The 12,745-nt window shown below is 35.1% G+C and carries 11 protein-coding genes and 3 pseudogenes; 6 read left to right on the top strand and 8 right to left on the bottom strand.

The window, feature by feature from the left end:
* Positions 1 to 202, bottom strand: a 202-nt coding sequence (locus P8M54_RS02735; protein ID WP_300284819.1) for an FKBP-type peptidyl-prolyl cis-trans isomerase, incomplete at its 3' end; no start/stop codon positions are given.
* A gap of 385 nt (positions 203 to 587) precedes the next feature.
* Here P8M54_RS02735 and P8M54_RS02740 point away from each other — a divergent pair.
* From P8M54_RS02740 to P8M54_RS02765, 6 genes are all read left to right on the top strand, one after another.
* Entirely contained in the window at positions 588 to 1,682 is a 1,095-nt protein-coding gene (locus P8M54_RS02740; RefSeq protein ID WP_300284821.1) for an alkene reductase, read from the top strand.
* Between the two features lie 128 nt (positions 1,683 to 1,810).
* Positions 1,811 to 2,866: an NAD(P)-dependent alcohol dehydrogenase gene (locus tag P8M54_RS02745; RefSeq protein ID WP_300284824.1), complete on the top strand. Its 1,056-nt coding sequence runs from the start codon at positions 1,811 to 1,813 to the stop codon at positions 2,864 to 2,866.
* Between the two features lie 315 nt (positions 2,867 to 3,181).
* On the top strand, positions 3,182 to 4,549 hold the full coding sequence (locus P8M54_RS02750) for an NAD-dependent succinate-semialdehyde dehydrogenase (protein ID WP_300284826.1): 1,368 nt from the start codon (positions 3,182 to 3,184) through the stop codon (positions 4,547 to 4,549).
* A 117-nt stretch (positions 4,550 to 4,666) separates the two neighbouring features.
* A complete protein-coding gene (locus P8M54_RS02755; RefSeq protein ID WP_300284829.1) occupies positions 4,667 to 5,341 on the top strand; it encodes an NAD(P)H-dependent oxidoreductase in 675 nt (224 codons plus the stop codon).
* 380 nt (positions 5,342 to 5,721) lie between these two features.
* A complete protein-coding gene (locus tag P8M54_RS02760; protein WP_300284832.1) occupies positions 5,722 to 7,635 on the top strand; it encodes a DUF294 nucleotidyltransferase-like domain-containing protein in 1,914 nt (637 codons plus the stop codon).
* Positions 7,636 to 7,637: 2 nt separating this feature from the next.
* On the top strand, positions 7,638 to 8,234 hold the full coding sequence (locus P8M54_RS02765) for a 3'-5' exonuclease (protein ID WP_300284835.1): 597 nt from the start codon (positions 7,638 to 7,640) through the stop codon (positions 8,232 to 8,234).
* 18 nt (positions 8,235 to 8,252) lie between these two features.
* Here the strand turns inward: P8M54_RS02765 and P8M54_RS02770 are convergent, their stop codons facing one another.
* From P8M54_RS02770 to P8M54_RS02800, 7 genes and pseudogenes are all read right to left on the bottom strand, one after another.
* A complete protein-coding gene (locus P8M54_RS02770) occupies positions 8,253 to 8,741 on the bottom strand; it encodes a 4'-phosphopantetheinyl transferase superfamily protein (RefSeq protein ID WP_300284838.1) in 489 nt (162 codons plus the stop codon).
* Positions 8,738 to 8,992 (bottom strand): acyl carrier protein, encoded by a 255-nt coding sequence (locus P8M54_RS02775; protein ID WP_300284841.1) that lies wholly within the window; start codon positions 8,990 to 8,992, stop codon positions 8,738 to 8,740. Before P8M54_RS02775 ends, P8M54_RS02770 begins: the two co-directional genes overlap by 4 nt.
* 11 nt (positions 8,993 to 9,003) lie before the next feature.
* Positions 9,004 to 10,278 carry a beta-ketoacyl-[acyl-carrier-protein] synthase family protein gene (locus P8M54_RS02780; protein WP_300284843.1) on the bottom strand — a complete coding sequence of 425 codons (1,275 nt, stop codon included), beginning with the start codon at positions 10,276 to 10,278 and terminating at the stop codon, positions 9,004 to 9,006.
* Between the two features lie 31 nt (positions 10,279 to 10,309).
* A pseudogene (locus tag P8M54_RS02785) lies at positions 10,310 to 10,745 on the bottom strand (3-hydroxyacyl-ACP dehydratase FabZ family protein).
* A gap of 35 nt (positions 10,746 to 10,780) precedes the next feature.
* A complete protein-coding gene (locus P8M54_RS02790; RefSeq protein ID WP_300284846.1) occupies positions 10,781 to 11,875 on the bottom strand; it encodes a type III polyketide synthase in 1,095 nt (364 codons plus the stop codon).
* A 96-nt stretch (positions 11,876 to 11,971) separates the two neighbouring features.
* A pseudogene (locus P8M54_RS02795) lies at positions 11,972 to 12,442 on the bottom strand (class I SAM-dependent methyltransferase); the annotation flags it as partial.
* A gap of 9 nt (positions 12,443 to 12,451) precedes the next feature.
* Positions 12,452 to 12,745 (bottom strand): annotated as a pseudogene (locus tag P8M54_RS02800) (FAD-dependent oxidoreductase); the annotation flags it as partial.

Consider the following 12,745-nt stretch of genomic DNA (forward strand, 5'->3'; position numbering starts at 1 on the left):
CATCATCTTTACCAATATTAATTGTTTTTTTTTCATTAAGCTTCATATCAATAAGGCCTTTCTCAAACCCCGGAATTAAGCTACCTTGTCCTAGGGTAAAAGCAATTGGCTCCTGTCCTTCTGAAGAATCAAAAATTTGTCCATCTGCTAATTTACCTGTGTAATGTACTTTTACCGTGGCATTCTCTTTAACTTGAGTCATATTTTTTAATTTTAAAACCTTCCTTTATATAATGTGAAAGTTTCTGTTTGAAATTATTTAATAACAACACTGCCATAACTATTCCAAAAATGACTTTGAATGGTTACACACCTAAAATGCATTTAAAAAAAGGATTATTTGTCCCAAATTAATAGCATTAAGGCTCTGTAGGTGGCTGTACAGTAATAAAGCTTCCTTTTGTTTATAACTGAAAATATGTCAGTTAATGGAACGCAGCGGTAAAACAAAACCAATTGATCGTCTTTTTTTATACTCATTCCTAAAAAATAATTGTAGTTAAAATAGTCCTAATTGATCTATGTCAATAACATTGTTAAAGAGGTAGCGTAACTTTGTGCATAATAATTAAAAGCAACCAAAAAAAATGAAAAAGCAAGAACTTTTAACACCATATAGCAAGAATCTAGACTTAAAAAACAGAGTGGTAATGGCTCCTATGACACGCAGTAGAGCGGATAACGAGGGCAATGTACCAACTGATGAATTACATGGTTTATATTATGAACAACGCGCTTCTGCTGGATTACTAATTACCGAAGGTTCTCAAGTATCAACTGCAGCTGTAGGTTACATCAATACGCCAGGTATTTACACAGAGGCGCAAGTTGAAGGATGGAAAAAAGTAACTAAGAGAGTACATGATAAGGACGGAAAGATTTTTATTCAGTTATGGCATGTAGGTTCTATGTCACATCCTGATTTTCACAATGGAGCTTTGCCATTATCTGCATCAGCTGTGAATCCTAATGAAAAATCATATACTCCACAAGGATTTAAAGATACAGTTAGTCCAAAAGCAATGACTATTGAGGAAATTAAAACTACAGTACAAGATTTTAAAAATGCAGCTGCTAATGCAATGAAAGCTGCATTTGATGGAGTTGAAATTCATTCTTCAAACGGTTATTTGTTTCATCAATTCTTTAATGCTACGTCAAATCTTAGAACGGATGAGTATGGTGGAAGCATAGAAAACAGAAGTCGTTTTTTCTTTGAAGTGTTAGACGCCATATTAGAAGTGATGCCACAAGAAAAAGTAGGTGCTCGTTTTAACCCATCATTACATGGTGCCTTTGGTATGAAAATGGATCAAGAGACAATCCCTACGTTTGAATACATAATTAAAAAGTTAAATGACTATAATTTAGCTTATGTTCACTTATCAGAGCCTTTTACTGATGTATCAAATGTTCCTTTTGCTGTTCAAGAAATTGCTAAACATTTCCGACCATTGTACAATGGAACATTAATGATCAATGCCAATTTTGATCAAGAAAAAGGAAACAAAGTAATCGCTGATGGTTACGCTGACCTTGTTGCTTACGGTAAGCCTTATATTTCTAATCCTGATTTAGTAGAGCGTTTTGAAAATAATTTAGAGCTTGCGGCTTGGGATCAAGATACCTTTTATGTACCAGGTGCCAAAGGATACACTGATTATGAACCAGCTTCGATTTAATTAACTCTCCGAAAATACTAAAATAACACTTTTTTTGTCTTATATTTAAGAACGAAAACTTTGGTATTCAATTACATAAGATTAAAAAAGTAAAACGTAAAAAATAATTAATATTTAAAATAGATACAATGGCTACAACAACAGTAAAAGCGTATGGTTCAACAGCTCCAACCGAAGATTTGATTCCCTTAAACATTGAGAGAAGAGCAGTAGGAAAAGACGATGTAAAAATAGATATCACTTATTGCGGTGTATGTCACAGCGATATCCACACAGCAAGAAACGAATGGCATGGATCAACATATCCAGTGGTTCCAGGGCATGAAATCGTTGGCCGTGTAGTAGAAGTTGGTGAAGGCGTTAGTTCTTATAAAGTTGGTGATGTGGTAGGTGTAGGTTGTTTAGTAGATTCTTGTCAAACTTGTTCTTCATGTCAACATGATTTAGAGCAATTTTGTGAAGAAGGAGCAACTTTTACTTATAATAGTGCTGACAAACATATTTCTGGAAAGCAGACTTACGGTGGTTATTCAACTTCAGTAGTAGTTGATGAGAAATTTGTATTGCGTATTCCTGAAAATTTAGATCAAGCCGGTGCAGCGCCACTTTTATGCGCAGGAGTTACAACTTGGTCGCCTTTGAGTCACTGGAAAGTAAAAGCAGGAGATAAAGTTGGAGTTGTTGGTCTAGGAGGTTTAGGTCATATGGGAGTGAAATTTGCAAATGCTTTAGGAGCTCATGTTGTGATGATTACGACTTCACCAGAGAAAGGGAAAGACGCAAAACGTTTAGGAGCACATGAAGTTCTTGTATCTAAGGATGCAGAAGAAATGAAAAAGCACCAAAATAGTTTTGACTTTATATTGAACACGATTCCAGTTGGTCACGAAATGGATCCTTATTTAGGATTACTTAAAATCGATGCAACAATGGTTTTAGTTGGAGCGGTGGAGCCTTTAGCACCCTTCCATGGAGGAAACTTAATCATGGGACGTAAGCGTATTGCAGGATCGCTTATTGGTGGAATCAAAGAAACGCAAGAGATGTTAGACTTCTGCGGAAAACATAACATCACTAGTGATATTGAATTGATTGATATGCAAGATATTAACAAAGCATATGATCGTGTTACAAGTAATGATGTAAAATACCGTTTTGTAATTGATATGAAATCGCTTAAATAATTTAATTTTCAAATAACTCCTAAATCCGATTGAGATTTAAAAAAATACTTTTCTATTATAGCCCTGATGGCAGTGACATCCTTTGCGGTCCGCCATAGCGGATAGCAAAGATAGAACGAACAGCAGGAGGGAGGTTCAGCTGCAAAACGAATCGTTTGCTTCGAAAAAAGAAATAAATCAGTGCTCAATTTCTTTTTTAAAAGTCGTTTATTTAAAAAAGAACAACTTCAAAAAATTAGCAATTAATTAGTATTGCATTTTCTTGAGTTGGTTGATAATTATTTAACTTTAAACCTCGTATTAAAAAAGAAAAAAATGGACTATTCGATCATAATTAACCCCGCTACGGGAGAAGAAGTAGCTAAATACAAAAGATTAACTGCAACTGAAGTAGAAGAAAAAATAACGGGTTCGAAAGAAGCTTATTTGCAATGGAAACGAAAAACGTATCAAGAAAGAGCCGTTCTAATGCACCAACTCGCTGCTGTTTTGGAGGAAAACAAAGAAGAATATGCACAGCTTGCCACTCGCGAAATGGGTAAAGTAATTGGGCAGTCTCGCAAAGAAATAGAGAAATGTGCTTGGATTTGTAGGTATTATGCCGATAATACCGCTGCTTTACTCGCAGATGAAATCATTCCTACGGAGGCCACTAAAAGTTATGTTACTTTCCAGCCAATTGGTGTGGTATTAGCGGTTATGCCATGGAATTTTCCGTTTTACCAAGTGATTCGGTTTGCCGTTCCAGCCCTTATGGCCGGTAATACAGGTGTTTTAAAACATGCCTCTAATGTGCAAGGTTGCGCACTGGCTCTCGAAGATGCCTTTTTAAAAGCAGGTTTCCCCATAAATGCTTTTAGCAACCTAAATATCGACTCGAAACAAGTTAAGGAAGTAATCGAGAACAAGGATATCGTTGCTGTGACTTTAACAGGAAGTGATCCTGCAGGGCGCTCCGTTGCATCGATTGCAGGTCAGAATTTGAAAAAGACCGTAATGGAATTAGGTGGGAGTGATGCCTATATTGTTTTAGAAGACGCCAATTTAGAGGAAGCGACTGATCTTGCTACTTTGGGTAGATTACAAAATAATGGACAAACCTGTATTGCAGCAAAGCGTTTTGTTGTTCTGGATGCTATTTATGATGAATTCTTAGCATTGTATACCCAAAAAATGGAAGCGGCAAAAATGGGTGAACCAACTGATGAAGCTGCTTATTATGGTCCCATGGCGAGAGTTGATTTACGCAACGAGTTGCATGAGCAAGTGATGAAAACCGTCGCGCAAGGAGGGAAGCTAGTGCTTGGAGGAACAATACCTGAATTAAAAGGAGCTTATTATCCAGCAACGATTCTTGCTGATTTAAAACCAGGAATGGAAGGTTTTGATAATGAACTTTTTGGTCCTGTAGCGTCAGTAATTCGTGCTAAGGATGATGAGGAGGCTATTTTATTAGCTAATAATTCTCAATTTGGATTAGGTTCGGGGGTTTTGACAGCCAACGCAGCGCGAGGAGAAAAAATTGCTTTACAGTTAGAAGCCGGAAGTAGTTTTGTGAATAAGCTTGTAGTTTCTGATCCTAGATTGCCTTTTGGTGGTGTAAAAAATAGCGGTTATGGAAGAGAATTAGCCGCTTATGGTATTCGGGAATTTGTGAATACTAAAACAATTTGGATTGATTAACAGTACGATAAGCTTTTTAGGATTCGGCAGTGCAATCTTAGTCTACTTGATATGGATCAATAAAGATGTAGTAATCGTATTGTAAATTTGCACTGTTAAAAAGTAAAACAAAAATTGATGAACACACCAAACATAGCGAAAGCAGATATTATAAACGCTTTTAACTTTAGACATGCAACAAAAGAATTTGATGCAACAAAAACGATTTCTGATGCTGATATGCAATTCATTTTAGAAACAGCTCATTTATCACCAAGTTCATTTGGTTTTGAACCATGGCATTTTATCGTAGTTCAAGATAAGGAATTAAGGGAATTATTAAAATCTGTTTCTTGGGGAGCGCCATTAAAATTAGATACTGCAAGTCATTTTGTTCTTGGTTTATCCATGAAAGCACCCATGGTTAAGCATGATTCTGAATACATTGAAATGATGATGAAAGATGTGAAAAAAATGCCAGAAGACGTAGTTGAAATGTATTCTAAATTTTACAGAGAATTTCAAGAGCGTGATTTTGATTTAGATACTGATAAAAAATTATTTGATTGGTCGTCAAAGCAAACGTATATTGCATTAGGTAATATGATGACGGCTGCAGCTTTAACAGGTATAGATAGTTGTCCGATTGAAGGATTTCATCAAGAAAAAGCAGAAACTTTATTGAACGAAAAATTTGGTGTTGATACAACAAAGTATGGATTGTCATTTATGTTAGCGCTTGGTTATCGTAAAGCCGATCCTGCGAAAGCCAAAATCAGACGTAATTTTGACGATATTGTTACTTGGTTGTAATAATTCAGTTAAATTGTAGATATAAATTAGCTGTTGCGATGTTGGAATCCAACAGCTAATTTTTTGATTAAAGATTGTTAACTGTATATTATTTGAAATACAGAACAAATAACATGATTTCACTGAAAACTGCATTAGATATAAATGAACTATAATTTATATTATGTAAAATAGAAAAAGTTAAGTTGTGAGATTTTAATGAACCACAACTACTAATTATAGTTATCTTGAGTTCCTCAACAATCAAAACAACTATTAATAATCAACTAATACCTTTCTATCCTTACCATATTGATAAAAGTACGACCAAAGACACTTCAGAATTATTTATAAACTGTATTTTTTACTATTTTTGCCTTTCTAAAAGAAGCACAAACATTATGAATACTATAGCTACTCAAATTGCTGATTTTTTAAAAGAATTCACACCTTTTGATCACCTAAAATTCGAAGAATTAGGCGCCATTGCTAGCAACATACGTGTTCTAAATTTGGAAAAAAACAAAACGTTATTCCAAATAAACGATAGTTTGCAAAATTGTTTTTACGTTGTTGCCTCTGGTGTGATTCATTTATCAGTTATTGTTGATGCAGAGGAAACTATTATAAATAAATGTCATGAAGGCGCAATTTTTGGATTGCGAGCTTTTTTTGCAAAAAACAATTACCAAATGACCGCTAAGGCGCGTGAAGAAAGCATCGTTTATGCTATTCCAATTGATGTGTTTAAATCGTTTGTAAACAACAATACAGCGGTAATGAATTATTTATTAGAAAGCTTTGCGGCTAATAACCCAGCCTCTGGTGCCACTAATAATAATGGTAATTTAAATACTGACTCTATTCGCTACACTGATCAACAGTCTGAAATTCAGTTTTTTCAGTCCTTATCGTATAATACGGCTCCTCTAAAAATTACTGCTACTAATTCCGTTAAGGAAGTCGCTCAATTAATGTCGGAAACACGCATCAATAGTGCAATTATTTGTGAACAAAATGTACCAGTTGGTATTGTGACTGACGCTGATATGCGCTCTAAAATTGCAACGGGACGGTTTGTAATTACTGATTCAATTTCAAAAATAATGTCTAAGCCAGTGGTTTGCGTTATTGAAAATGTTTCTTTAGCCGAAGCACAATTGGTCATGTTAAAAAACAATGTCAGTCATTTGTGTGTTACTCAAGATGGTACGGATAAAACGATGGTTAAAGGAGTTGTTGCAGAGCAAAATTTAATTGCTGCTCAAGCAAGTAATCCTGGAGTGTTGATTAAAGAAATAAAAAAATCACATGCATCAAAAGATTTGAAACAAATTCGCATTCGATTGACCAATTTAATTCAATCTTCGATTCAAAAAAATATACCCTTACCGCATATCAATAATATTGCAAGCGAAATTAATTTTGCTATTCTAAAAAGGGCTGTAGAATTGGCTATTTTAGATTTAGGCTCCCCTCCTGCTCGATTTGCTTGGTTAAGCATTGGTAGTCAAGGTCGTAAAGAGCAGTTGTTATTGACAGATCAAGACAGTATTTTGATTTTCGAGGATGTGGCTCCAGATAAATACCGTGAGGTTAAAGATTACTTTGTACGATTAGGTAAAAAGACAACTGCGACACTTGAAAAAGTAGGATATGAATTATGCCCGAATGGTCATATGGGAAGCACTATTTCTTGGTGCAAATCACTGACTGATTGGATAAAGCAATACAACAACTGGATGAATACTCCAGGTGAAAATAGTAATGATATTAGTAGTATTTTCTTTGACTATGAACTTGTATTTGGAGAACAAAAAATAGAAGACGCATTTACTGATGTGATCTATAAAAATGCGAAGAATAACACGTTATTTTATGATTTTTTAGGAAACGATGCGTTGAGAAAAAATTCTCCTTTGAGCTTTTTCAAAAAGTTTATCGTTGAAGAAGATGGTCCCAATGAAGACAAATTCGACATTAAAACCAGAGCCATTATGCCTTTGGTAGATGGTGCACGATTGTTTGTATTGAGTGATGGAATACGCGGTATCAACAATACATATGTTCGTTTTAAACAATTGGCAATCAATGACCCTAAACATGCTGAAATCTTTTTAGATTGTGCTGAGGCTTTTTTGACTTTATCTAAATTTAGAACTCTTGAAGGGTTGAAAAATGAAAACTCGGGTCAATACATCAACTTAGAGGAACTTTCTAAATTGGATAAAGAGAAATTGAAAAATGCTTTAGCGCCAATGAAGGAATTAGAAGAACTAATTAAAAGTAAATTTCAACTAACTCAATTTTCGTAAATATGTTAGACTGGTTAAAACAGATAAATAAAGAATCACCTGATTTTTGGAAAGAATACTTGGCTAAATTTGGAAAGAAATCCAATCGTTACGTGGTGCTTTCTACTGAAACTTCAGGAATGAATCTCAGCAAAGATGTTATCTTATCTATTGGCGCCTTTGCGATCATTGACGATGCTATTTATATAAAAGATAGCTTTGAAGCAGTACTATTGCAATATAAATTTCTACATGATAATCATTTGTCAAATGAATTTATTATCGAAAGTACATTACCCAAACTTGGAGAGGTTGATGCTATTAAGTCTTTTATTGATTATATAGGAAATGCAACATTAGTAGGCCATCATATTGATTTTGATGTAGATATGATTAATGCTACCTTAGAAAGATTGGATTGTGGGCGCTTGAAAAATGAAGCTCTGGATATCGATATCATGCACCGAAAATTAAATGATATTACGGATAAGCAATTTACCTTAGATGAATTAGGTGACACCTACAAAGTTGCAAAAAGTGAAAGAAACACCTCTTCCGAAGCTGCCTATACTATAGCGTTGCTTTTTTTGAAATTAAAATCTAGATTAGGATTAAAATAGATTTTTCTAAATCCTAATTTATTGGATTGTTATTGCCTTATAATACCGACCGTGATTTGACACAGAAGCCACATGAAGCTGTGTAGCATCCGGATAGGAGACAAATGGAATGCCATCTATTTTTATAATCAAATCTTTATTTAGGATTGGTGTAATTGCTTCCAAATGCGAAAGCTTAGTTACTGCAATGGTGTATAATAAGTCATCTTCGATACACGTTTTCGTAAAAAAGCAATTGCCTCTACATATTACTAGCCCTTCGTTTTCATTGGTATAAGCGCATTCCAGCTCTCTAGGAATAAAGGCTCTTGTTCCCGTTGTACGATTAAAAATTTTGTAAGCTGCTTCTTTTCTGCTCCATAAATTCCAAACTACTAATTCAGGATTAGTGCTAGACTTTATTAAAAGCTGCTCCCTAACCGTGAAAATTTTTTCAAGGAAACCCGATCTTTGCCAGTTACTTTGTTTTCTAGCCAAAGCCAAATCAATAACGTCATTGCCAATCATTTTTCGGCTAATTTAGTTTCGATGATTAGTAAAGTCGATTTTACATCTAACATTTTTTCCATGGATACATTGTCGATATGTATTTGAAATGCATCCTCTACATCTAAAATAATGTCTACTAAATTTGCTGAGTTGATATTTAAATCAGTTATAAAGTCAGTGTCTTCCGTAAAGTTTTCATAAGCTTCTTGATTGCTTACATACGGCTTAACAATATTTTTTAATTTTTCTATTATTGCTTCTTTATTCATTTTTATATTTTTTACTCTTTATATTTTTTAAAAATAACACATCCATTAACATCTCCAAAACCAAAACTAGCTTTAGCAATGACATTCAAATTCATTTCAATCAGTTCTTTCGGAATTCTTGATGCATCAATAACAGCAGTAATTTCAGGGTGTAGATCCTCGCAATTGCTATTGGGAAAGATAAAACCATGATGCAATTGTAAAACTGTAGCCACACTCTCAACGCTACCAGCTCCTGATAAGCAATGTCCAACCATTGATTTTAAAGAATTAATATAAGGAAAATCAAAACCGCTGCGATCTAGTGCTTTGGACCAATTTGTAATTTCTAGGCTATCCTTGGACGTTGCAGTTAGATGACCGTTGATAGCTTCGATGGATTCAGCGCTTATACCAGCATTTTCAATTGCTTTTTTGATACATTGAATAACAGCTTCGGGGTTGGGCGCAGTCATTGTTCCTAGTCCTCTCTGACCACCTGAATTAATATTTCCACCCAGTATTTCTCCGTAAATTTTTGCTCCTCTTGTCAATGCTGTTTCCAAGTCCTCAAGAACCATCGCTCCAGCACCGCTACCAGGAACAAATCCAGATGCCGTGGCACTCATTGGCCTTGAGCCAGTTTCAGGGGTAGCATTGTGCTTGAACGTACATACGCGCATAGCGTCAAAACCACCCCAAATATAAGGTCCACTATCGCTCGTACTTCCTGCAAGCATTCTTTTGGCTTGACCGGAAACGATTCGGTCATAGGCCATCATGATACTCTCGACTCCTGTTGTACAGGCAGAGGAATTGGTTGATACTTGATTTCCTAGTCCTAGCTTTCCACCCAAATAAGCGCTTATACCGCTGTTCATGGTCTGCGCCACCGCTGTGCTTCCTAGCCTACGCGTTTGAAAATCATCAATTTTATAAATACTTTCTCTAAATTTATCAATTCCAGATGTTCCAGTCCCAAAAATAGCTCCGCTATCCCAATCGGGTTGTTCATTGTGATGGATTGGTAGATCAGCATCTTGCCAAGCATCCAGACCAGCTATCAAACCATATAAAATTCCTGATGAATTAAAATTTCTCAGTTCTAATTCGGTTAAATAATTCAAAGCCATTTCGGTTGTTACTTTAGGTGTTCCTGAAATTTGACACGAAAACTGCAATCGCTCTAATTCGGCATTATGCTTTATGCCTGATTCCCCATTTTTTAAGGCTGCTGTAAACGCATCTAGTCCTACTCCATTTGGAGCAACAATACCCAAACCCGTTATAACAACTCGCTTTTTCATTTTTTATAAAATAATATTATGCTTTATATTTTTATTTTGACACCAACATACCTGCAATTTCTCCCTTACACACCACATTTCCTGCTTCATTTTTCATTTCTACTTTACATTTCAATTTATTGAATCTAAAGTAAATTTTTTTCGGAGGTAACTACAACTTTTTCAGAAGGAAATACTGGTTTTAAAAAATCAATACTACTTGATGTTAAAGCAATTGCAATCTTTTTATTAATTGTATTGTTTAGTAGATAAACTCCCAGACTTACGACTCCAATTTGCGCCATAACTTCGGTTAGAATCACTCCGGGAGTTACCGGATTATCTTTGAAATGGCCTTGGTAAAAGTCAAGATTGGGATCAAAAAGATAAGAACCTTTTACACCCTCCTCGCTGATTTCTAAAATTTCATCAACAAATAGAAACGGCTTAGAATACGGTAACTTTGAAAGAATTTGTTCGCTAGTCATAAAACTTATTTTCTACTATTACTTATTCATTTCACTTAAAACTGTAGTAATACTCTTTGAGCAGAGAAACCAGGTCCAAAACTAAGCATCAATCCTTTAGTCCCTTTTAAATCGCTCTTTTCCATAAACCGGTCTAAGACATATAAAACGGTAGCACTGGACATATTTCCGTATAATCGTAACACTTCCTTCGTATCGTCGATATTTTTGCCTAAATCGGCAAATAAATCTTCCACCGTCTGCACGATTTTTTTTCCGCCAGGATGAAAAATTAAATGATCGATATCCGTAATTTTCAAGTTGCTTTTTTCTAAAAAAGGATGAATGATCATCGGAAAATGAGAAGCAATGGTGTCCGGAACTTCGATATCTAAAACCATTTGCAAGCCAGAATTAGTGAGTTTAAAACCCATCATGTGCTCATTGTCATAAAAGTGATACATCTCTTCGGCAAGAATTTCAGGTCCGTTATCATCCGGATGCGAAGACAACAGCGCACAAGCTGCACCGTCACCAAAAATCGCAGCGCTTACAATATTTGACATCGAATAATCATTTAGCTGAAATGTAGCCGTGGGACTTTCGACTGCAATAACGGCGGCACGTTTACCCGGATTTGCTTTTAAAAAATTCTTAGCATAGATGATTCCGGAAATTCCTGCGGCACAGCCCATCTCTGTTACAGGTAATCGTACAATGTCTTGTCGAAGTTGTAATTTATTAATAAGATATGCATCTAAAGATGGTATCATTATTCCGGTGCAACTCACGGTAATGATATAATCCAAACTTTTAGGATCCCAACCTGATTTATCCAAGGCTTTTTGCAATACTTTTTCGCCTAAATCAATTACTTCTCTAGTGTAAATATCATTGCGTTCTTCAAAAGAGGTATTCGTGAATACTTCAAGTGGATCCATTATTGAATACCGTTTATCTACTGCTGCGCCTTCAAATATTTTTTTTACTTTCCGAATAAACCGTTCGTCTTGACCTGAAAGCCAAGCATCAAGAAAAGGAATAATTTCAGCAGTTGTCCTAGAATATTTTGGTAATTGTTTCGAAAAAGCGCTTAATTCCTCTTTTTTAAAACCTCTTAAAATGGAAATTAGTCCATCTTCTCTCGACATGTCATTTAGGTTGAAAACGAAGCATAATCCTTGAAATAAGCGGTAAGCTAGTGCACTTCGAACCAAATCATTAATTATGATGCCGTGTTTTGCATTTTTATAAAAAGTATTCATGATTGAAAGAATCTCGGCATCTTTAAAATGATGTAAGGTTAATGTACATAATACAATATCATATTTCAAATCATCAAAAGCTTGCTCAAAAATATCCTCGCAGCGGTAACTTATATTTTTATAAGCTACTGATAAACTAGCAGCATGCTTAATGGTGAAATTATTTGCATCGATACCAATTAAATTAAACTTTCGGTTGTGCTTCAATCCATAATCAGCTAATGCTCTCAACATATCTCCGTTGCCGCAACCAATATCAACAATCGTTATTTCAGTTGCCTCTGGGATTTTTCTAATTAGTTTTTTAACTCCATGTAAAGTTAACTTGTTTCCACCCAGCAGTTGATTAATTTTTGCAATTTTATCTAAAGCGTCACGCAAGACTTCGCCCTCTAAAGCAAAATCATCCATGATCTCGGGTTCCTCTGTCCTGTATTTTGTATTTATAAACATAAATTAGGGCTATAAAATTGCTTTACCATGCGTTTTTTTTATAATTAAGGGAAGTAGGAATGGGAATACAATCAATATACGCAATACCATTGATGCCAGTTTTTCTCTCTCTAATAATCGAGACAAGAATCGGCCTGTTTCAAGTCGTTTCTTAAAATTATACTTCCATTGTTGTTCGTATTTAGTTTCGAGTACTTCCCTTGTTTTAATTTGGCCAGATTTAAAAGCCATGACTAAGTCTGCAGCAATTTTAGCGCTGTGAATCGCCATGGCCATTCCGTTGCCACATAAAGGATGAATTAA

Origin of the sequence: Flavobacterium sp. (assembly GCF_029242675.1) — a bacterium.
GTDB lineage: Bacteria > Bacteroidota > Bacteroidia > Flavobacteriales > Flavobacteriaceae > Flavobacterium.

What these genes read in the sequence shown, in the direction of transcription:
- P8M54_RS02790 (WP_300284846.1), bottom strand. Translation starts at nt 11,875, where the DNA reads ATGTCGAGAGAAGATGGACTAATTTCCATTTTAAGAGGTTTTAAAAAA.
- P8M54_RS02770 (WP_300284838.1), bottom strand. Translation starts at nt 8,741, where the DNA reads ATGATTGGCAATGACGTTATTGATTTGGCTTTGGCTAGAAAACAAAGT.
- P8M54_RS02750 (WP_300284826.1), top strand. Translation starts at nt 3,182, where the DNA reads ATGGACTATTCGATCATAATTAACCCCGCTACGGGAGAAGAAGTAGCT.
- P8M54_RS02780 (WP_300284843.1), bottom strand. Translation starts at nt 10,278, where the DNA reads ATGAAAAAGCGAGTTGTTATAACGGGTTTGGGTATTGTTGCTCCAAAT.
- P8M54_RS02765 (WP_300284835.1), top strand. Translation starts at nt 7,638, where the DNA reads ATGTTAGACTGGTTAAAACAGATAAATAAAGAATCACCTGATTTTTGG.
- P8M54_RS02775 (WP_300284841.1), bottom strand. Translation starts at nt 8,992, where the DNA reads ATGAATAAAGAAGCAATAATAGAAAAATTAAAAAATATTGTTAAGCCG.
- P8M54_RS02755 (WP_300284829.1), top strand. Translation starts at nt 4,667, where the DNA reads ATGAACACACCAAACATAGCGAAAGCAGATATTATAAACGCTTTTAAC.
- P8M54_RS02745 (WP_300284824.1), top strand. Translation starts at nt 1,811, where the DNA reads ATGGCTACAACAACAGTAAAAGCGTATGGTTCAACAGCTCCAACCGAA.
- P8M54_RS02740 (WP_300284821.1), top strand. Translation starts at nt 588, where the DNA reads ATGAAAAAGCAAGAACTTTTAACACCATATAGCAAGAATCTAGACTTA.
- P8M54_RS02760 (WP_300284832.1), top strand. Translation starts at nt 5,722, where the DNA reads ATGAATACTATAGCTACTCAAATTGCTGATTTTTTAAAAGAATTCACA.